Here is a 21,099-nt window from a genome sequence, read left to right as displayed (position 1 = left end):
GATCGGTAAAAGTGATCATGATAGTCCGAACGGGACTTCTTTGAGGCGCGGCGGCAGCTTACGATCGCGCTGTCCTGATCCACTCCCCGTCGCCGTCCATGAAAACTCCGCTGATGATTCTCTGCGCCGCGCTGGCTTTCAGCAGCGGCGCGTTCGCCGCCGACGCCAACACGTTGCGCCTCGGCATCGACCCGACCTATCCGCCGATGGACTCGAAGGCGCCAGACGGCAGCCTGAAGGGCTTCGACGTCGATCTCGGCAACGAGATTTGCCGGCGCATCCATGCGCATTGCCAGTGGGTCGAACTCGAGTTTTCGGGCATGATCCCGGCGCTTCAGGCACGCAAGATCGACGCGGTGCTGTCGTCGATGGCGATCACAGAAAAGCGTGAACAGCAGATTCTGTTTTCGTCGAAGCTGTTCCAGTTCAAGTCGCGGCTGATCGCGCGGCAAGGCTCATCGCTCGCGCCTACGGCGAGCGGACTGGCAGGCAAGCAGATCGGCGTGCAGTCGGGCACGCAGTTCGAGGGCTACGCGCTGAAGAACTGGACGCCGCTCGGTGCGAACGTGGTCGCCTACAAGAGCCAGGACGAGGTGTTCGCCGATCTGCGCAACGGGCGGCTCGACGGCGCGCTGCTCGGCACCGTCGAGGCCGATTACGGCTTCCTGCGCACGCCCGCGGGCAAGGGCTTCGCGTTTGTCGGCGAGCCGCTTTCGATGGGCGATCGCGGCGTCGGCATCGGCTTGCGCAAGGATGAAACCGGGGTGCAGGCATCGATCAACGCGGCGATCGCGTCGATGCGCGAGGACGGCACCTATGCGCAGATTGCGAAGAAGTACTTCGACTTCGATCCGTACGGCAATTGATCCGGATTTCCCACTTATCTTCACGGCTTTCCATTCATGAACAGGCAATCGATTCCGCTTTTGTCGCCGGCTATCGGCACGCACCGCGAGCTGGTGTCGTTTCATTTCGGCCCGGCCAATAGCGGGCAGAAGATTTATATCCAGGCGTCGCTGCATGCCGACGAAACGCCGTCGATGCTGACCACGGTGCTGTTGAAGCGGAGATTGCTGGAGCTCGAGCAGGCCGGCGCAATGAATGCGGAAATCGTGCTCGTGCCGGTGTCGAATCCGGTCGGGCTTAGTCAATACGTGCTCGGTCAGTTCGTCGGCCGCTTCGATCTCGGCAGCGGCAAGAACTTCAACCGGCATTTCGTGCAGTTCACGAAGCTCGTCGCGGATGCGAAAGAGGCGCTCGGCGCCGACGCGAACGAGAATCGCCGCATCGTGCGCGCACTCCTCGCGGCCGAACTCGCGCAACAGAAGCCGCTGACCGAATTCGATTCGCTGCAACTGGCGCTGCTGAAACTGTCATACGACGCGGACATCGTGATCGATCTGCATTGCTCGCTCGAAGCGGCCATGCATGTGTACACGAGCGAGGCTGCGTGGGCCGAGTTCGAGCCGCTGTCGCGCTACCTCGGCGCCGAGGCCTCGTTGCTCGCGACGGATTCGGGCGGCGGCGCGTTCGACGAAACGCATAGCTTGCTGTGGTGGACGTTGCAGCAGCAGTTTCCGGCGAGCAAGCCGGTGCCGACCGGCACGATCGCGGTGACGGTCGAATGCCGCGGCCAGCGCGACGTGTCGTACGAAGTCGCGCAGCAGGATGCCGACGCGCTCGTCGACTATCTGGTGTGGCGCGGTGCGATTCGCGGTGAGGCCAGGCCGTTGCCGCCGCTGCTGTCGCCGGCGACGCCGCTCGCGGGCAGCGAGCAGTTCTATGCGCCGGTAAGCGGGATTCTCGTGCACCGCGCGAAGATCGGCGACACGATCCGCGTCGGCCAGCCGCTGTTCGATATCGTCGATCCGCTGACCGACGAGACGACCACGATCGTGAGTCAGACCGAAGGGGTGCTTTATATGCGGCGCGCGATCCGTTTCGTGACGGCCGGTGCGCCACTCGGTCGCGTGACCGGCACGCGGCCGATCAGAACGGGCGTGTTGCTGGGCGCCTGATCGATTGACAGAGGGCCCGCGTTCCTCGTCGCACCACCTCCGCGCCGGCGGCGCGCGAGTCACGACGCATCGTGTGCCGCTATGCCGGACTCGGCATCCAGGACCGCGTCGACGCATCGCGCGACGGCGCTCACATGCGCCGCAGCCGCGTTGCCGTGAAGTTGGATGGCGCGACCCGACGCGGCCATTCCGCGTCTCGCCGATTGTGCGGATTTAATCTCTTTCAGCCGCGAAAAAGCCCAAGCCCGCTTGCGGACAAAGGCCGATACTCGTCGTCATACTCAACGTGTGTCGGCGCGGCCGGCTTTTTGAAGGAGACGGACAAAGTGAGCAAGGCTATCCAATGGAGCGGGGTGTTTCCCGCCGTCAGCACCCAGTTCAAGCCTGATTTCTCGCTCGACATCGACGCGACGCACCGCGTGGTCAGCAATCTCGTCAAGGACGGCGTGTCGGGTCTGGTGGTCTGCGGCACGGTCGGCGAAAACACTTCGCTGAGCACGTCGGAAAAGCTGCAGGTCATCGAGGCCGCGCGCGACGCATCCGGTGGCAAGGTGCCCGTCGTCGCGGGCGTCGCCGAGTTCACGACCGAGTTCGCGCGGCAGACGGTGCGTGAAGCGGCGCGTGTCGGCGTCGACGGCGTGATGGTGATGCCGGCGCTCGTCTATTCCGCGAAGCCGCACGAAACCGCCGCGCATTTCCGCTCGGTCGCGACCGGCACAGATCTGCCGGTGATGATCTACAACAACCCGCCGATCTACAAGAACGACGTGACGCCGGACGTGCTGATCGCGCTGCAGGACTGCGAGAACATCGTCTGCTTCAAGGATTCGTCGGGCGATACGCGGCGCTTCATCGATCTGCGCAACGCGGTGGGCGACCGCTTCGTGCTGTTCGCCGGCCTCGACGACGTGGTGGTCGAAAGCATTGCGGTCGGTGCGGAAGGGTGGGTGTCGGGGATGTCCAACGCGTTCCCGAAGGAAGGCGAGACGCTGTTTCGCCTCGCCACCCAGAAGCGTTTCGATGAAGCGTTGGCGCTGTATAGCTGGTTCATGCCACTGTTGCACCTCGACGCGCGCCCCGACCTCGTGCAATGCATCAAGCTGTGCGAGGAATTGCTCGGCCGCGGCAGCGCCGTTACGCGTCCGCCGCGCCTTGCATTGCAAGGCGATACGCTTGCCGAAGTCAAAGACATCGTCGCAAAGGCGCTCGCTACGCGCCCGATGCTGCCGGATGTTGGTCTTTGAACGCCTGAAAGACATCGGCATGTTGTCCGCCTGGTAGGGGAAACAGGATGCCGAACCCCAACCGCGAGCGCTGATCTCGACTCGCCGTCAGCACCGGCGCAACCGCAGCCGGATCGGTGATACTAGTCGTCGCCGTTTCCTGCAAACCGTGGCTTCATCCGCGGGCGCCGCCGCCGCGATGAGCGCATTGCCCGAGTCGTCTTCCCTTAGGCAGAAGGGACGCGACGTTGGTATGTTTCGTTGTCGGTGACACGTTGCTCTTGCCGAGCAGTTGCGAGCTAGTCGTCGGTTGATCGAAAGAAAATGGAAAGTAGTGGGAAGATCGATGCTCATGGCACTGCCATCTGCGCTATGTTTGCTGCATTACGGTTCGCGCCTGAGCACGATTCAATGACTCGCATCGATTCACCTATCGACATCTCGCAACTCGAAGACGAATGGCTCGAAGCCGACGGCTTCGGCGGCTTTGCGTCGGGCACGGTCGGTATGTTGCGCACGCGCCGCTACCATGCGCTACTGCTAGCCGCGACGCGCGCGCCGGGCGGGCGCATGGTGCTGGTCAACGGCATCGAGGCGTGGGTCGAGGCGGGCGGCGAGCGCTTTCCGTTGACCATGCAACGCTATGGGCCTGACGTGATCTATCCGGATCTGCGCGGCAACCTGCTCTGTTTCGATACGGCGCCGTGGCCGACCTGGCGCGTTCAACTCGATACGCGTACTGCGATGATCGCCGACGTGTTCGTCAGCAAAGCGACGTGCGAAACGGTGTTGCGCTGGCGGCTCGAAGGCGGCGAACTCGATGCGCCGGTGCTGAAGGTCAGACCGCTGTTGTCGGGCCGCGACTATCACGCGCTGCATCACGAGAATCCGGCTTTCAACTTCGGCGCGCAGGTCAGCGCCGATCAATCGTGCGCGAGCTGGCAGCCGTATGGCGGACTGCCGGTCGTGCGGGCGGCGACCAACGGCACCTATTCGCATGCGCCCGATTGGTATCGCAACTTCTGCTACGTGCGCGAGCAGGAGCGCGGTCTTGATTGCAACGAAGACCTCGCGGCGCCCGGCGTGTTCAGCTTCAATCTCGCCGAGGGCGAAGCGGTGATGATTCTGAGTGCAGCGAGCGCGGCCGTCACCCAAAGCACCAACGACAATCCCCAAACCACCGCCCACGCCGCCCAACTCGCCGACACCGAACAACAACGCCGCGCCGCACTCGGCTCGCGCCTGCAACGCTCGGCCGACGCCTACGTCGTCACGCGCAACGAGGGCCGCACGATCCTCGCGGGCTTTCCGTGGTTCACCGACTGGGGCCGCGACACCTTCATCGCGATGCGCGGCCTGCTGATCGCATCGAAGCGTCTCGACGACGCCGAAGCGATCCTGCTCGAATGGTCGGGCGCGCTGTCCGACGGCATGCTGCCGAACCGCTTTCCCGACTACGGCGACGCGCCCGAATACAACTCGGTCGATGCGTCGCTATGGTTCATCGTCGCGGTTCACGACTACCTGGCTACGCCGCATGCAAGCGCACAGACGCGCGAGCACCTGCAGCAAGCCGCGGAAACGATCCTGACCGGCTACACGAACGGCACGCGCTTCAACATCGGCTGCTGTCCCGACGACGGTCTGCTGCGCGCCGGTATCCCCGGCGTGCAACTGACGTGGATGGACGCGAAAGTCGGCGACTGGATCGTCACACCGCGCATCGGCAAGCCGGTCGAAGTGCAGGCGCTATGGATCAACGCACTGCGAATCGCGTCGGCATGGAACCCGCAGTGGCGGCAGGCTGCCGAGCGCGCGGCGCTCGCATTTCGCCGGCGCTTCGTCGAACCGGACACGCAGACGCTGTTCGATAACGTCGACGTCGATCATGCGCCGGGCACGATCGACCGCTCGATCCGGCCGAACCAGATCTTCGCGGTCGGTGGCCTGCCGTTTCCGCTGCTCGAAGGCACGGCGGCGCGCGCGGTGGTGGCTCAGGTCGAAGCGCAATTGCTGACGCCGCTCGGCCTGCGCTCGCTCGCGCCGTCCGATCCGGCCTATCGCGGCCACTACCGCGGCGCGGCGCTCGAACGCGACGGCGCCTATCATCAGGGGACCGTGTGGGTATGGCTGATCGGCCCGTTCGTCGAAGCGTGGCTGCGAGTGAATGGCGCAAGCGCCACGAATCTCGCGCAGGTGAGGACGCGTTTTCTCGCCCCGCTGTACGCGCATCTCGATCACGCGGGCCTCGACCACCTGTCCGAGATCGCCGACGGCGACGCGCCGCACGCGCCCGCCGGCACGCCGTTCCAGGCCTGGTCGCTCGGAGAATTGCTGCGTATTGAAAGTCTGCTTGCCCAATTCGAGCGCGACGGCGCGTAAACCGCGCTACGATGTTGGGTCCTACCGCCAGGCTTGTTGCAAGGACGTTCTCATGCCACCGCTGCGCGCTGCCAATCTGCTTGCCACGATCGAAGGTTCCCGGCTGCATTCGCCCGAATGCGGCCACTGGCAGCGCTGGGGGCCGTATCTGAGCGAGCGCCAGTGGGGCACGGTGCGCGAGGACTACAGCGCGAACGGCACCGCGTGGGACTCGTTTCCGCACGACCATGCGCGCAGCCGCGCCTACCGCTGGGGCGAAGACGGCATCGCCGGGTTCGGCGACGACCGGCTCAGCTGGTGCGTGTCGCTTGCGCTATGGAACCGCAAGGACCCGATCATCAAGGAGCGCCTGTTCGGCCTGACGAACTCGCAGGGCAATCACGGCGAGGACGTGAAGGAGCTGTACTTCTATCTCGACGGCACGCCCACGCACTCCTACATGCGCATGCTGTACAAGTACCCGCATGCGGCCTATCCGTACCAGGACCTGATCGAAGAAAACGCGCGCCGCGGCGGCGACATGCCGGAGTACGAAGTGCTCGATACCGGCGTGTTCGACGATCTGCGTTATTTCGATGTGCAGGTCGAATACGCGAAGCACACGCCCGACGACATCGTGATGCGCGTGACGATCGAGAATCGCGCGGACGAGGCGGCGTCGCTCGATGTGCTGCCGCAGATCTGGGCGCGCAACTCGTGGTCGTGGAAGGAGAACAAGGACAAACCGAAGCTCGTCGCCGGCACCGACCATGACGGCGCGGTGCGTCTGCTTGGCCATCATCATGTGCATGAGCCGATCGTCGTGACCGCGTGGTCGAAGGACGCGCCGCAACTCGCGTGGCTGTTCTGCGAGAACGACACCAACGTGAAGCGGCTGTTCGGCATGGACGGCGCGGGCCCGTTCAAGGACGGCTTCAACGATTACCTCGTGCACGGCGACGCGAACGCGATCCGCCGCGACGCGGGTACCAAGGCGGCCGCGCACGCGCCGCTGGAACTCGGGCCGCACGGACGCGCGGTCGTGTATCTGCGCTGGCACCCGCAATCGGCGACCGATGAAGCGCCATTCGATGCCGACGCGTTGATCGCCCGCCGCGTCGCCGAGGCCGACGAATTCTATGGCGCGTTGCAGCATGAGATCACCGACCCCGATGCGCGCCTCGTGCAACGTCAGGCGCTCGCCGGCATGCTGTGGTCGAAGCAGTACTACCAGTACGACGTGCAACGCTGGCTCGACGGCGATCCGCTGCAGCCGAGTCCGCCCGCCGCGCGCAAGCAGGGCCGCAACAGGGACTGGCGACATCTGTGCAATGCGGACATCGTGTCGATGCCGGATAAGTGGGAGTACCCGTGGTACGCGTCGTGGGACCTCGCGTTTCATGCGGCAGCGTTCGCGCTGATCGATCCGGCGTTCGCGAAAAAGCAATTGCTGCTGCTCGTGAAGGACCGCTATCAGCATCCGAACGGCCAGTTGCCCGCTTACGAATGGGCGTTGAGCGACGCGAACCCTCCTGTCCATGCATGGGCCGCATGGCGCGTGTACGAGATCGATCGCGCGCTGACCGGCAAGGCGGACCGCGATTTTCTGGAACTCGTGTTTCACAAGCTGCTGCTGAATTTCTCGTGGTGGGTGAACCGCAAGGACGCCGACGGCCACAATATTTTTCAGGGCGGTTTTCTCGGGCTCGACAACGTCGGCATCTTCGACCGCTCGTCGCCGTTGCCGACCGGCGGCCACATCGATCAGGCCGACGGCACAGCGTGGATGGCCGCGTATGCGCTCGACCTGATGCGTATCGCGCTCGAACTCGCGTACGCGAACCACGTGTTCGTCGATATCGGCGTGAAATTCTTCGAGCACTTCCTGTACATCGCGGAAGCGGTCAGTTGCGACGACGGCTGCGACACGGGCCTGTGGGACAGCGCGGACGAATTCTTCTACGACAAGCTGCGCTTGCCCGACGGCAGCAACATGCCGATGCGGGTTCGCTCGATCGTCGGACTGATACCGCTGTTCGCTGTGCATGTGCTCGAAGAGCGTTTGCATGGCGGCTTGCCGGGCTTGCGCGAGCGCCTCGTATGGTTCCTCGAGCATCGGCCCGATCTCGCGAAGCTGGTGTCGCGCTGGAACGAGCCCGGCAAGGGCAACGCGCTGCTACTGTCGCTGCTGCGCGGACATCGGATGAAGGCGCTGTTGCGGCGCGCGCTCGACGAAAGCGAATTTCTGTCCGATCACGGCGTGCGGGCGTTGTCGCGTTGTCATCGCGAGCATCCGTTCGTGTTCGAGCACAACGGCAACAGTTTCTGTGTGAAGTATCTGCCGGCCGAATCCGATACCCGTGTGTTCGGCGGCAATTCGAACTGGCGCGGGCCGGTGTGGATGCCGGTCAACTATCTGCTGATCGAATCGCTGTACGAGTTTCATCGCTACTACGGCGATGAATTCCGCGTCGAGTATCCGACCGGGTCGGGCCAGAAGTTCTCGTTGAGCGAAATCGGCGACGAACTCGCGCGCCGCGCGACCACGCTGTTCCTGAAGGACAAGAATGGCGAGCGGCCAGTGATGGGCGCTTATCCGCTGTTGCAGGCGGACCCGCGTTCGCACGATCTGATCCTGTTCCACGAGTATTTTCATGGCGACAACGGTCGTGGCGTTGGGGCTTCGCATCAGACCGGCTGGACCGGGCTCGTCGCGTTGCTGTTGCAGCCGCGCGCGATGGCGGCCTCGGGCAACGTGCCGCTTGCCGGGGAACCGGCGCCAGCGCCCGCGCCGATTCCGGTCAAAGAACCGGTGCCGTCGCTCGCGGCCGCGACGACGAAGTGAGCACGCCGCGCGCTCGCGCGCGAACGGGATTGAACCGTGCGGCTGCGCCCGTGGTCTTTCATCTATCGCCACGTTCGTTCTATCGGCTTACCAAGTTCCGGGTGAATCTCATGTCGACTACACCGAACTCTTCCGCCTCTTCAGATCAACCCAACGCAACGTCCGCCTTGAGCTGCAAGCTCAGCTCGAACCGATACGACACGCTGTCGTCGCCGGCCGGCAAGAAGCCAGCGCCGCCGTGCACGCTCGTGATCTTCGGCGCGGGGGGCGATCTGACCAAACGTCTGTTGATGCCGGCGCTGTACAACCTCTCGGTCGATGGGCTGCTCGATGACAGCATGAAGATCATCGGCGTCAATCACGGCGAGCGCGAAACGCGCGAATGGTGCGACGAACTGCATACGTCGCTGCAGAAATTCGCCGCCGACAAGGCCAGCACCTTCCACGCCGGCAAGCTCGACGACAACGCGTGGAACTGGGTCGCGCAGCGCCTCGAATACATGGCGGGCGAGTTCGAATCCGACGACACGTTCGCGAAGCTGAAGCAGAAGCTCGATCAGTCGAAGGGCGGCAACGTGATCTTCTACCTCGCGGTCGGCGCGCGCTTTTTCAAACCGATCGCCGAGCGGCTCGGCAAAGCCGGCCTGCTGAAAGAAGACGACCGCGCGAACGGCGGCTTTCGGCGTCTGGTGATCGAGAAGCCGTTCGGCACCGATCTCGCATCGGCGCGCGATCTGAACGCGCACATCCTGTCGTATGCGCGGGAATCGCAGGTGTACCGCATCGATCATTTTCTCGGCAAGGACACCGTGCAGAGCATTCTCGCGGTGCGCTTCGCGAATGCGATGTTCGAGCCGGTCTGGCGGCGCGAGTACATCGACTGCGTGCAGATCACGGCGGCGGAAACGATCGGCGTCGAAGGGCGCGGCAGATTCTACGAGCAGACCGGCGCGTTTCGCGACATGGTGCCGAACCATCTGTTCCAGCTGCTCGGCATCGTGGCGATGGAGCCGCCGAATTCATTCGACGCGGAAGCCGTGCGCGACAAGAAGGTCGAGCTGTTCGACGCAATCCAGCCGCTGACGCCCGACGACGTCGTATTCGGCCAGTACGAAAAGGGGCCGGCGGGTGTGGGCTATCGCGAGGAGCCCGACGTCGCGCCCGCCAGCACGACCGAAACCTACGCGGCGGCGCGCGTGTTCGTCGAGAACTGGCGCTGGGCGGGCGTGTCGTTCTATCTGCGTACCGGCAAGCGGCTCTCGGTGCGCCGCACCGAAATTTCGGTGCAGTTGAAGCCGGTGCCGTTCCGCCTGTTCCGCGACACGCCGGTCGACGCATTGACGCCGAACGTGCTGACGTTGCGCATCGATCCCGAGCACGGCTCGAGTTTCGATTTCAACGTGAAGGCGCCGGGGCCGGTGATGCAGGTCGGTGCGGTGCAGTCGTCATTCAACTATGGCGACTTCTTCGACGAGCGCGCGAACGTCGGGTACGAGACGCTGCTGTACGACTGCATGCTTGGCGACGCGACGTTGTTCCAGCGCGCCGACGGCATCGAGACGGCCTGGTGTGCGGTCGACGACGTGCTGCATCCGAAGAGCGGCGGCGCTCTGCCCGTGCACGGTTATGCGGCCGGCAGCGACGGGCCGGCCGAAGCCGACGCGCTGCTCGCGCGCAATGGCCACGCGTGGCGGCCGTTGCAGCAGAAAGGGCCCAGTCGCAACGCGTAGCGGCAGCTTTGAACCAACCCGCACACACGTATCACAACCGCCTCACACAACCGGGAGACATCGTGCCAACACGCAACAAGAACGCAGTGAAACGGAATGCGCCGAAAAGCGGCAGCGAGCACATCCTCGCGATCGACGTCGGCGGAACCGGCCTGAAGGCCGCGATCATCGACGCCAACGGGCAGATGAAAACCGAGCGCGTGCGCGTTGCGACGCCGCATCCGTGCACGCCCGATCAATTGGTGGATGCGCTCGCGCAACTCGTGGCTCCGCTCATCGAGCAGGTGCAGCCTGTTTGTATCTCGATCGGCTTTCCGGGTGTCGTGCGCAATAACCGTATTTTGACCGCGCCGCACTTCGGCATCGAAGGCTGGCACGACATTGCGCTCGCGGATTCGCTCGCGCAGCGCCTGGGCGGTCTGCCGGTGCGGATGATCAACGACGCCGAGATGCAGGGCTTCGCGGCAATCGAAGGCCGCGGCCTCGAATTCGTGCTGACGCTCGGCACCGGCGCCGGCACCGCGATGTTTCGCGATGGCGAGCTGATGCCGCACCTGGAGCTCGCGCATCATCCGGTCAGCAAGAAGGGCGTCGCGTACGACGAATACATCGGCGAGGCCGCGCGCGAGCAGGTCGGCAACAAGCGTTGGAACCGGCGTGTCGAGAAAGTGATCGGCATTCTCGAGTCGCTGGTCAATTACGACAAGCTGTGGATCGGCGGCGGCAACGCGGCGCGCATCAAGTTCGCGCTGCCGGCGAATGTGGCGACTGTTTCGAACGACGCGGGGATCGAAGGCGGCGCGAAATTGTGGCATCCGCTGTCGGTGCGCGAGACGCGGCAGTATCCGGAGGCGACGGAGAAGACGGGACGGTTTAAGCCGAAGTGAGGGGGGCGGTCGCCGCTTGATGGGCTTGTTAGCTTCCACGCTCCAACCACGGCTCTCAGTAACCTTCCCAAACCCAGAGACTCCCAATGACTCGCATTCAGCTGAACGTCGCGCGGCGCCTCGTCTGCGTTGTCGCGTGCGCGCTGCTCGCTTACGCGAGCGCGCATGCTTACGCGGCGCCGGCCTTCGCAGTGTCGTCGCCAGGACTGGCCGACGGCGGCAAGCTCAACGCGAGCCACGCGGCGAGCGCGAACAACTGCGGCGGCGGCAACGTGTCGCCAGCATTGCAATGGCATAACGCGCCGGCCGGCACGAAGAGTTTCGGGGTGACGATCTTCGATCCCGACGGCGCGAAAGGCCTCGGCATCGTGCATTGGATCGTGTACGGCATCGCACCGGGTACGACCGGACTCGGCGAGGGCGAAGCCGCGCCGGCCGGCAGCGTCGCCGGCACGAATCGCACCGGCGGCCCCGGCTATTACGGCCCGTGTCCGCCAGTCGGCGATGTGCCGCATCACTACGTCGCGCAGGTCTACGCGCTCGATCTGCCGCCCGACGCGTTGGCGGCCGGCTTGACGCGCGACGCGTTCCTCGCCGCGATCAAGGATCACGTGCTCGCCGCGACGAGCACCGTGCTGCGCTACGGACGATGAAAACGCGCGGCCGAACGCCAGGCCGCGCTTGATCTGCCGGGCGGGTGCTTAGCGCGCCGCATCCCCCCAGCGATACTGCACGCTCGCTTCGTCGAGTTGAGTCTTGATGGCGTCGTCGAGCGTAAACTCGGCCGCCGCGAGCGTATCGCTCAACTGCTCCGCGCGGCTCGCCCCAATGATCGCCGACGTGATCAGCGGATTCGCGAGCACCCACGCAAGCGATACCTTCGCCAACGACTCGCCGGTCGGCGCGGCGATCGCCTTCAGTCGTTCGATCGTGTCGAACTCGCGCTCGTGCCAGTAGCGCTCTTGATACATCGCGCCAGCCTTGCCGACGCTTTCGGTGAAGCGCCCTTCGGCGGGCTTCGCATCGAGCTGATGCTTGCCCGTCAGCAGTCCGCCCGCAAGCGGGTTATACGGCATCACGGCTAGCTGCTCCTCGGCGGCCAGCGGCAGCAGCTCACGCTCGATCTGGCGAAACAGCAGGTTGTAGCGCGGCTGAACCGACACGAAGCGCGCGACGCGCAGCACGTCCGCGCGTCCCAAAGCTCGCGCGAGCCGGTACGCAAGAAAGTTCGACACGCCGATATAGCGGGCCTTGCCCGAGCGGACGATCGTATCGAGTGCTTCGAGCGTTTCGTCGAGCGGGGTTTTCGCGTCGTCGGAATGGAGCTGGTACAGGTCGACGTAGTCGGTGCCGAGGCGCTGCAAGGACGCATCGATCGCATCGAGCAGGTGTTTGCGCGACGCGCCCTGATCCCACGCGGCGGGCCCCATCTTGCCGACCGCCTTGGTCGCGACGATGAAGCGCTCGCGCTTGCCCTTCAGCCAGCGTCCGACGATTTCCTCGGTGCGTCCGGCCAGGTCTTCGCCGGCGCCGAGCGGGTAGACGTTTGCGGTATCGATGAAATTGACGCCCGCGTCCGCGGCCGTGTCGAGGATGCGGTGCGATGCGGCTTCTTCGGTTTGCAGGCCGAAAGTCATGGTGCCGAGACACAGGCGCGAAACGGTGAGGCCGGTGCGGCCGAATTGGCGATATTGCATAAGTCGACTCCAGAGGGGACGAAAGCGTTTGCCGGAAGGGCGGGATCTTAATGTTGTATGCGGTGTTGTAAAAAGGATAAACGTACTTGCGGTTCGATGTGCGCGACCGCCGCTATGAGGCGTTATTTAAATGAAAGAAATCACGTGGGGCTGAATGGGCTCTTGAGCGCTTCACTTATAAGCTTTTTGCAAACAGAGAATTACAGGTAGTAATAAATCTGCGTGAACAACGGCCCTGTATTTACGGTGAGCTTTCGATGGTAAAAAATAGAAACAAATCCCTTACGCGGAGTAATGCACGTCGCGATTGATGCCTTCGTATCCGTGTGAAATGATAGCGATTCTCATTTAAACCCAGCCAGCCATCCCGTCATCTCCATCTCATACAACGGAGAGCGGCAGCCAGCCATTTGCGGTTTTGTCATGAATTCGACGTCATTGATGCGAATTCGACAAACGCATTTCTGACGGGATTTCCATGCTCAATCACACGCCGCTAGCGACAGCGCTAGCGCTCGCTTTTGCCATTCCTGTCGCGACGCCTGCGCTCGCGCAAAGCGCGTCGCAACCGGCCGCCTCCAGCGCGCCGCAGAACGCACAATCCAGCGCGCAGAACAACGCACCCGCCGCCGACGCGCAGACGCTGCCGACCATCGGCGTGCAGTCTCAGGCCGTTCAGCAGGACTTCCAGGCCGAGCGCGCTACCGTCGGCGCGAAGACCCCGACCGCGCTGCGCGACATTCCGCAGACCGTCACCGTGATCAATCGCGACCTGCTCGCTTCGCAGGGCGCGACGTCGTTTACGGACGCGCTGCGCAACGCACCCGGCGTGACGATCGGTGCGGCCGAGGGCGGCCAGATCGGCAACAACATCAACCTGCGCGGCTTCACCGCGCAGAACGACATCTATCGGGACGGCTTTCGCGACCGCAACCAGTACTACCGCGACACGTTCGACCTCGAAGCGCTCGAAGTGCTATATGGTCCGTCGTCGATGCTGTTCGGCCGCGGCTCGACTGGCGGCGTGATCAACCAGGTCAGCAAGAAGGCGAACCTGACGGACTCGGCGGAAGTTTCCGGCATGATCGGCACCAATGACCGCTATCGCTCCACCGTCGACGTGAACCACAAGCTCACCGACACCTCGGCGATCCGCCTGAACGCGTTCGGCCAGAGCCTCGGCTCGACGCGCGACGTGATGAAGAACAAGGACTTCGGCGTCGCGCCGGAGCTGCGCTTCGGCATTGGCACGCCGACCGAGATCACGCTGTCGGCGCTGATCCAGCGCAACAACGACATGCCCGACTACGGCGTCCAGGCGCTGAACGGCCGCCCGTCGCCGGTGCCGAAAAACACGTTCTACGGGTTGACCAGCGACCGTACGATCCAGAACGTGCAGATCTTCACCGGGGCGATCAAGCACAAGTTCTCCGACGACCTGACGCTGACGAACCAGACGCAGATCTCCCACTCGATGACCGATGCGCGCGAAACCGCGCCGCAAGCGGTGCTGACTGGCCCGTTGGCGTCGAGCCCGGCGCTCAGCAACGGCAACTTCACGACGCTGTCGCCGTCGCAGCTGTTCATCAAGCTGCAGAGTCATGACCGCGTGATCCAGAATCACGCGGTCTACAACGACACGATGGTCGAATACAAATTCGACACAGGGCCGATCAAGCACGACGTGATCGCCGGTGTCGAAGTGGGCCATGACAGCTATACGAACCAGGCGTACACACGCAACAACCTGCCGATCGTGCCGATGCTCAATCCGCCGATCATGGGCACGCCGTCGAACGTGACGACGACGGTCGGCAACTACGCCGATTCGAGCGCCAACGAAATCGCCGCCTACCTGAACGATACGGTCACGCTGACTCCGCACTGGAAGCTGATCGGCGGTCTGCGCTGGGATCGCTTCTCGGCCAGTATCCACAACACCGTCAGCGCGCCGGCCTACGCGAGCCAGACCAACTACTTCACGAGCGTACGCGCGGGCGTCATTTATCAACCGACCGACTGGCAGTCGTACTACGTGTCGTACGGTACGTCGTTCAACCCGTCGCTCGAAAACCTGACGGTCACGAACCTCACGCAAAACCTCGCGCCTGAGTCGACGAAGTCGTATGAAGTCGGCGGCAAGTGGGATCTGTTCGGCGGCAACATCTCGCTGACCTCGGCGTTGTTCCGCCAGGAGAAGGACAACGCGCGTACCCAGGTTTCGCCGACTGAATACGAGCTGGCCGGTGACATTCGCGTCGACGGCTTCCAGGCGAGCGTGGTGGGCCACATCACCGACAAGTGGCAGATTTTCGGCGGCTACACATACATGGACGCGACGATCCTGAAAGCGGCCGACGGCACGCAGGGTCACACGCCGGCCAACACGCCGCGCAACACGCTGACGTTCTGGACCACGTACGCGATCACGCCGCACTGGGAAATCGGCGGCGGTCCGATCTATATGTCGTCGCGTTATGCATCGAATACGAACTTCGTGAAGGTGCCGGGCTACACGCGTTGGGACGCGACCGCGGCCTATCACGCGAAGAAGTACGACGTGCGCCTGAACCTGCTGAACCTGACCAACAAGTACTACTACGACGCGTTGATTCCGTCGGACGGCGGCCGTTCGGTGCCGGGCATCGGCCGTACGTTGCTCGCGACGTTCGATTACCGCTTTTGATGGGCGCTTTTGCGACGCACTGAGCGCATCCGTTAGGCTTGCCGCTTTGCAAACGGCAAGCCGGCTCCAAGGACACACTATGCTGCTGCACATTCCGAACGTACTGGACGCCGAGCAACTGCGCTTCGTGCGCGAGCGGCTCGATCAAGCCGGCGACGCGTGGGTGGATGGCCGCGCGACCGCGGGCTATCAGGGCGCGCCGGTCAAGCGCAATCAGCAGATCGCCGAGCACTCCGCGATCGCGCGCGAACTCGGCGACGTGATTGTCGCGGCGATCGAGCGCAATCCGCTGTTCATCAGCGCGGTGCTGCCGAACCAGGTGTATCCGCCGCTGTTCAACCGCTACGAGGGAGGCATGCAGTTCGGCAGCCACGTCGACGGCGCTGTGCGCGTGCTGCCGAACGGCGTGAAGCTGCGCACCGACGTGTCGGTGACGCTGTTTCTCAGCGCGCCCGACGAATACGACGGCGGCGAACTCGTGATCGAAGACACCTACGGCGTGCAGCAGGTGAAACTGCCGGCCGGCGACATGATCGTCTATCCGGCGACGAGTCTGCATCAGGTGACGCCCGTTACGCGCGGCGCGCGCGTGGCGAGCTTCTTCTGGGTGCAGAGCCTCGTGCGCAGCGACACGCATCGCGCGCTGCTGTTCGACATGGACACCGCGATTCAACGGCTCAATGCCACCCATGCCGACGAGATTGCGCGACGCAGTCTCGTCGGTTGTTATCACAATCTGCTGCGTACCTGGAGTGAAACGTGAGCGAATCGGACACCCTCGACATGCAACCGCCGGCGGCCGGCGAAGCTGGCGCGCACGAACTGCGCCGGCTCGATGGCGACGAACTGAAAGCGCGCCAGCAGCGCTCGCGTCGCGCGACCTTCATCAAGTGGCTGCGCAAGGTGCATGGCTGGGTCGGACTGTGGGGCGCGGCGCTCGGTTTGCTGTTCGGCACGACCGGTTTCTTCCTGAATCATCGCGGCGGTCCGCTGCGCGTGTCGACCGGCGAGCCGCAGGTGTCGGTGATGCAGGTGCCGCTGCCGCAACCGGCACCGGAAACGCCGCGCGAACTCGCGAAGTGGCTCAAGCAAGAACTGAAGATCGCCGGCAATCCGGGGCGCGTGCAGAAGGAACCCGAGCATCCGGTGGCATGGGGCGATCGCAGCGTCGTGCAGCCCGAGCACTGGCAGCTGAATTTCGCGTCGCCGAAAGAAAATACCTCGGCCGAATACTGGGTCGGCAATAACACGGTGTCGGTCAAGCGCAGCGCGAATACCTTTCTCGCAATGCTGACGAACATGCACAAGGGCGTGGGCCTCAGCGTCGGCTGGGTGCTGCTGATCGATACGCTCGCGGGCAGTCTGATCTTGCTGTCGCTGACGGGCGTGCTGTTGTGGACCGAGTTGAACAAGCGCAAGACGGTGGGGCTCGTGCTCGTGGCGGGTTCGATCGCTGCGGCGGTGGCGTTGGGGACGATGTAAGGGCGCAGCGCAAGGCTGGACGAAGCCTGCGCGCTGGCGGGCAGGCTTGCAGCAGTACGCGCTAGAATCGTCGCAGACCTACTCCGCTGGCTCTGCCGCCATCTGCCGATGACTTCTCCCGCGAACCCCGTCGACACCGCGCTGACCACGCGACGCGCGGTGCGCGCCTTTCTGCCGACACCGGTGCAGCGCGCCGACATCGAAGCCATTCTCGAAGCCGCCAGCTACGCGCCGTCGGGCACCAACACGCAGCCGTGGAAGGTGTACGTGCTGACGGGCGAATCGCTCGCGCGTCTGTCGGGGGATCTGCTTGCGGCCTACGACGATCCGCAACGCGACGAGCTGTACCAGGAAGAGTACGCGTACTATCCGCGCCAATGGCAGTCGCCGTACATCGACCGGCGCCGCAAGATCGGCTGGGATATGTATGGCCTGCTCGGCATTGAGAAGGGCGACAAGGCGCGCATGCACGAACAGCACTCGCGCAACTTCCGTTTTTTCGGCGCACCCGTCGGCCTTCTGTTCACGATCGATCGCAGCCTCGAGCGCGGCAGCTGGCTCGACTACGGCATGTTCCTGCAAGCGATCATGACGGCCGCGCGCGGACGCGGCCTCGACACCTGCCCGCAGGCCGCGTTCATGCGGTTTCATCGGCTGATTGCCGAACATCTCGGCCTGCCCGAGAACGAGCAGTTCGTGTGCGGCATGTCGCTCGGCTTCGCCGACCCCAACGCGCTGGTCAATACGCTGCGTCCGGAGCGCGAGCCGGTCGAGCGCTTCACGCGCTTTCTCGATTGATCGCAGACCTCAGTCCCCACCCAGAGGCAAACGAAAATGAAAACATCGCGCCGCCATTTCCTGCTGGTCAGCGCGGGCGTCGGCTCGTCGCTCGCGCTGTCTCGCGTCGCGTTCGCCGCGACCGCTCCCAATGCGCTGAGCGAGAGCGATCCGCAGGCGCAGAAGGTCGCCTATACCGAAGATGCGTCGAAGGTCGACAAGGCCAAATTCCCGAACTTCGCGGCCGGGCAATCGTGCGCGAACTGCTCGCTGTTCCAGGGCAAGGCGTCGGATGAGTACGGCGGCTGCACGCTGTTCGGCGCCAAGCAGGTCGCATCGCGAGGCTGGTGCAGCGCGTACACGAATATGTGAGCACGCCGGCGCATCGCTCGCGGCTGCTACAGCAGCGCCTTTAGCACGAGCTCGTGCGAGTGCCCGATCCACACGGCGGCGTCGCGATGATCGCGCAGCGCGTCGCCGGTATTCGGATGCAGAAAGACATCGAGCGCGCCGTGATTCAGCGTGAGCCAGCCGACCACGTCGGCGAACTGCTGGTGCGAAAACGCAAGCTGATACGACCACATCGGATGCGGGCCGACCGGCCGTTCGTGGAAGCGCCCGATCTGCAGTTTGTCGCCCCAATGCGCGCCGATCTGCTCGCGAAACGCCCAGGCGGCGTCGCGGCTCGCCGCGTCGAAATAGATGTGCGCGTGCCAGCTTTGTATTGCTGAAGCATCGCGAAAGGTCATATCAGAGTTCATTGCAGGCTCAGTCCGTATCAGTCTTTATCCGACATTCATTCTGCTTCGTTTTCCGCCGGCGCGCGCGCTGCAAGGCGCATGTGAAACTGTATCTGATCCTCGCCGACGATCTCGAAGCCAAGACGATCGTACAGCCGTTTGGCGGGATTGCCCTTGAGCACCTGCAAGCTGACCGGCAGCGCTTCGGCCGCGGCGGCGCGCAGGATCGTGCGCAGCACCTGCTCGCCGATACCGCGGCCTTGTAGCGCCGGCGCGATCTGCAACTGTACGACGAACCATTCGTCGTCGTTGCGATGTGCCTTCAACAGGCCCGCGGGCGCACCGTCGATGCAGATCACCTGCGCGGCGTCGTAGCGATGCCGCAGGCGCGCGCGATGGGCGTCTTCGTCGGTCGGCTCGCCGGCGCGCGCCAGGTGTTCGGTCATCGTCGCCTTGCGCAGTTCGAGCAGGAAGGGTTCGTCGTCGGGTTGCGCGGGGCGCAAGGTCAACCCGGATTGGTGGTCGGGCAGTTGGGCGGACATGTCGGCAAGATGGTGGCGCGCGATGGCGCACGCGATGATCGTGCGAAGCGCGAGTAAGAATTGTCGTCGATTGTCGCGTCCGCTGCGCTTTTTTACCACGCGGTGCCGCGAGTGCTTGGGGTTGCGTCGGGGCGCCGATTGATCGGCGAGGCGTCGCCTTCCGCTATGTCTGGCATGCGCTTTGCTCAAGCCCCGGGCTTGATTCGCTTTTCGCGGGCGCGGTCGTCGACCCGTCGCGGCCGCGCTATCCGCGCCACCGTACGAAAGACAGAACGAAGCCTCCGTCGTCTGGTGCGTGAACGTCCACTTCACGCGTCAGCCGATGCGACGAGCGCCAGATGATTTTCCGGGGACGTTCGCGTCACGCGGCGAACGTCGTAATCAACGTTGCGAGGTGGGCTATGACGATGATCGAGGCGGTACCCAGCGTCTCGGCAGATGGACGGGCGGTGATTTTCCAGCTTTCGTCGCGGGGACGAGACCTTGAATGCGCGGTCACGCGCGAGGCGCTCGAACAGCACTTCTGGCTGCAACGCGGCGCGGGTGAGGCGCGCGTTCTGAAGACGTTCGCGGATGGGCGCAAACGCATTACCGCGATCGCCGAACGAAAAATGCTCGCGCGTCCCGGTGAGAAAGTGTTGCTGACCATCGACGATTTCTCCACACGCGGTTGACGCGCGGCGCGGCGGCGCGACGGGCCATAAAGCCCGTTGTTACATCGATTCGCCAAATTAACCCGCCAAAGCCCCTCGCTTCGCGCAATTGCATTCGCGCGTGCGCGCCTACACTCTTTTCCATGGAGCGACGAATCTCCGAACTCCATCGATGCGATCTTCCCCTCGTGTCGGATTTGAACCGTACCGTTGATGAAGTAGTCTGCAGTTCGCAGTTCGCAGTTCGCAGTTCGCAGTTCGCAGTTGACGCAATACAAAGCGCGCAATGCATCGAACACGCGCACGAAACAAAAGGGGTAGCGGCCAGCACCAGGAAGTAACGAGGACCGGCCCACATGCAGTTGTATTAGAAGTGGTTTGAATCGGCAGTTTGAAACTGGCTGTCGAGCGGTAGAAATTGCCGGCGTAGTACACGTATCCAATAGCATTGCAGGTTAGGTGGTTATAGGTTGGCAGGCACTCCACGCGCCTGCTCGACTGTTCCATCCTGTCAGCCCTGTTCCGTCGCGGAACAGGGCTTTTTTTCGTCGCAACGATGCGGGCTTCTTGATTCGGGCGGGTTCGAACCGATATGGGGACAGTGTGTTCTTCGATGCGTTCGAAGAACCGGCGCGTCGCATAGCGTGAACTGTCGTGCGCGAAATGCGTCGGACGTTTGAGCGCGGCGTTTGCCGCCGTCGCGTGCCGAAGTCCGGGCGCGCTGCCGAAAGAAGGAGGTTGAATCGATGTCCAGCAAATCGCGAGTCCGCAAGCCCGGCCGCACGGCCATGTCCCCGTTGTTGCGTTCGTTGACGCAGAGCCGCACCGCGCACGCGCCGGTCACGCAGACCATGCTGTTGCAGTCCTACGCCGCGCTCGATGCATTCCGCCGCGGCCACGGCGCACGCATGCTGCATACGACGCTGAGCCGGCATCTGCTGGTGTCGCAGGAACTGACGCGCGCCGGACTGGGCGCCGATGTGCGCGCGGACATCGAAAGCGCGCATGCGGCGATGGTTCGGCTCGACGTGCGCGAGCGCGAAACTGGCCACTGGTTACTCGAAGACGACGACTACGCAGATCTTTGCGGGGCGCTCGCGATCTTCGACGGACAGTTGTCGGCGGCGTCGCTGAGCGAACTGGCGAGCGCGGAAGCGAAAATGATCGAAGGTTTGATGCGCTCTGCGCGGCTGCGGGCGCTGGCGGAAGCGCCAGTTTGAGCGGCTCGCAACGAGCAAAACGCCCCATACCGGGGCGTTTTTCGCATCTGGCGCCGCGCATTTGGAAAGAAAGCGTGTGCGGCAAACGCTGATATCAAGCTTGATGGTTCCGTTGCGTGCTCCGCCCAACTGAATGAACGGCGACGTCCCGGTCGTCAGCGCAGGGGACGGGCGGTTCGTGCAGCTTTGCGCGCCGGCCGAATCGACGCCCGCGTTCACCCGCTGACCGAATGGAACC

Annotated in this window: 18 protein-coding genes and 1 pseudogene; 16 read left to right on the top strand and 3 right to left on the bottom strand. The window is 63.8% G+C overall.

The window, feature by feature from the left end; translation table 11 throughout:
- The first annotated feature begins 98 nt into the window (after positions 1–98).
- From GCT19_RS26125 to GCT19_RS26085, 9 genes and pseudogenes are all read left to right on the top strand, one after another.
- Positions 99–866 (top strand): transporter substrate-binding domain-containing protein, encoded by a 768-nt coding sequence (locus tag GCT19_RS26125; protein WP_152853554.1) that lies wholly within the window; start codon positions 99–101, stop codon positions 864–866.
- Between the two features lie 36 nt (positions 867–902).
- Positions 903–2,018 carry a succinylglutamate desuccinylase/aspartoacylase family protein gene (locus GCT19_RS26120; RefSeq protein ID WP_152853553.1) on the top strand — a complete coding sequence of 372 codons (1,116 nt, stop codon included), beginning with the start codon at positions 903–905 and terminating at the stop codon, positions 2,016–2,018.
- Positions 2,019–2,344: 326 nt separating this feature from the next.
- On the top strand, positions 2,345–3,262 hold the full coding sequence (locus GCT19_RS26115) for a dihydrodipicolinate synthase family protein (protein ID WP_321576875.1): 918 nt from the start codon (positions 2,345–2,347) through the stop codon (positions 3,260–3,262).
- A gap of 112 nt (positions 3,263–3,374) precedes the next feature.
- Positions 3,375–3,461 (top strand): annotated as a pseudogene (locus tag GCT19_RS44825) (twin-arginine translocation signal domain-containing protein); the annotation flags it as partial.
- Positions 3,462–3,652: 191 nt separating this feature from the next.
- Positions 3,653–5,623 (top strand): amylo-alpha-1,6-glucosidase, encoded by a 1,971-nt coding sequence (locus tag GCT19_RS26105; RefSeq protein WP_152853551.1) that lies wholly within the window; start codon positions 3,653–3,655, stop codon positions 5,621–5,623.
- Between the two features lie 52 nt (positions 5,624–5,675).
- Complete coding sequence (locus GCT19_RS26100; RefSeq protein ID WP_152853550.1) at positions 5,676–8,447, top strand: MGH1-like glycoside hydrolase domain-containing protein; 2,772 nt, start codon at positions 5,676–5,678, stop codon at positions 8,445–8,447.
- A gap of 110 nt (positions 8,448–8,557) precedes the next feature.
- On the top strand, positions 8,558–10,177 hold the full coding sequence (gene zwf / locus GCT19_RS26095; RefSeq protein ID WP_152853549.1) for a glucose-6-phosphate dehydrogenase: 1,620 nt from the start codon (positions 8,558–8,560) through the stop codon (positions 10,175–10,177).
- 62 nt (positions 10,178–10,239) lie between these two features.
- Positions 10,240–11,064 carry an ROK family protein gene (locus GCT19_RS26090; protein ID WP_176135365.1) on the top strand — a complete coding sequence of 275 codons (825 nt, stop codon included), beginning with the start codon at positions 10,240–10,242 and terminating at the stop codon, positions 11,062–11,064.
- Positions 11,065–11,150: 86 nt separating this feature from the next.
- Positions 11,151–11,717: a YbhB/YbcL family Raf kinase inhibitor-like protein gene (locus GCT19_RS26085; RefSeq protein ID WP_018438320.1), complete on the top strand. Its 567-nt coding sequence runs from the start codon at positions 11,151–11,153 to the stop codon at positions 11,715–11,717.
- A gap of 48 nt (positions 11,718–11,765) precedes the next feature.
- Here GCT19_RS26085 and GCT19_RS26080 read toward each other — a convergent pair whose 3' ends face one another.
- Positions 11,766–12,761: an aldo/keto reductase gene (locus tag GCT19_RS26080; RefSeq protein WP_018438319.1), complete on the bottom strand. Its 996-nt coding sequence runs from the start codon at positions 12,759–12,761 to the stop codon at positions 11,766–11,768.
- A 478-nt stretch (positions 12,762–13,239) separates the two neighbouring features.
- On the opposite strand from GCT19_RS26080, the gene GCT19_RS26075 reads away from it, so the two are divergent.
- The 5 genes from GCT19_RS26075 to GCT19_RS26055 all read left to right on the top strand — a co-directional run bounded on the left by GCT19_RS26075 (position 13,240) and on the right by GCT19_RS26055 (position 18,078).
- A complete protein-coding gene (locus tag GCT19_RS26075; protein ID WP_018438318.1) occupies positions 13,240–15,447 on the top strand; it encodes a TonB-dependent receptor in 2,208 nt (735 codons plus the stop codon).
- Positions 15,448–15,526: 79 nt separating this feature from the next.
- Complete coding sequence (locus tag GCT19_RS26070; protein WP_018438317.1) at positions 15,527–16,210, top strand: Fe2+-dependent dioxygenase; 684 nt, start codon at positions 15,527–15,529, stop codon at positions 16,208–16,210.
- Positions 16,211–16,230: 20 nt separating this feature from the next.
- A complete protein-coding gene (locus GCT19_RS26065; RefSeq protein ID WP_152853599.1) occupies positions 16,231–16,929 on the top strand; it encodes a PepSY-associated TM helix domain-containing protein in 699 nt (232 codons plus the stop codon).
- 108 nt (positions 16,930–17,037) lie between these two features.
- A complete protein-coding gene (locus GCT19_RS26060) occupies positions 17,038–17,727 on the top strand; it encodes a nitroreductase (RefSeq protein WP_018438315.1) in 690 nt (229 codons plus the stop codon).
- Positions 17,728–17,763: 36 nt separating this feature from the next.
- The gene (locus tag GCT19_RS26055) at positions 17,764–18,078 is read left to right on the top strand and encodes a high-potential iron-sulfur protein (RefSeq protein WP_018438314.1); all 315 of its coding nucleotides are present in this window, start codon (positions 17,764–17,766) and stop codon (positions 18,076–18,078) included.
- A 26-nt stretch (positions 18,079–18,104) separates the two neighbouring features.
- On the opposite strand, the gene GCT19_RS26050 is transcribed toward GCT19_RS26055, so the two are convergent.
- Positions 18,105–18,455, bottom strand: a complete 351-nt coding sequence (locus GCT19_RS26050; protein ID WP_152853598.1) for a DOPA 4,5-dioxygenase family protein — start codon at positions 18,453–18,455, stop codon at positions 18,105–18,107.
- 47 nt (positions 18,456–18,502) lie between these two features.
- Entirely contained in the window at positions 18,503–18,988 is a 486-nt protein-coding gene (locus GCT19_RS26045) for a GNAT family N-acetyltransferase (RefSeq protein ID WP_013092748.1), read from the bottom strand.
- A gap of 401 nt (positions 18,989–19,389) precedes the next feature.
- On the opposite strand from GCT19_RS26045, the gene GCT19_RS26040 reads away from it, so the two are divergent.
- Complete coding sequence (locus GCT19_RS26040; RefSeq protein ID WP_013092747.1) at positions 19,390–19,662, top strand: DUF1488 family protein; 273 nt, start codon at positions 19,390–19,392, stop codon at positions 19,660–19,662.
- A gap of 725 nt (positions 19,663–20,387) precedes the next feature.
- Complete coding sequence (locus tag GCT19_RS26035) at positions 20,388–20,861, top strand: hypothetical protein (protein WP_152853547.1); 474 nt, start codon at positions 20,388–20,390, stop codon at positions 20,859–20,861.
- The last annotated feature ends 238 nt before the right edge of the window (positions 20,862–21,099 follow it).

It is taken from the genome of Paraburkholderia atlantica (assembly GCF_009362785.1).
Taxonomy (GTDB): domain Bacteria; phylum Pseudomonadota; class Gammaproteobacteria; order Burkholderiales; family Burkholderiaceae; genus Paraburkholderia; species Paraburkholderia atlantica.
Note: the sequence above shows the minus strand (reverse complement) of the source record. Positions and strands in the feature narration are given on the sequence as shown.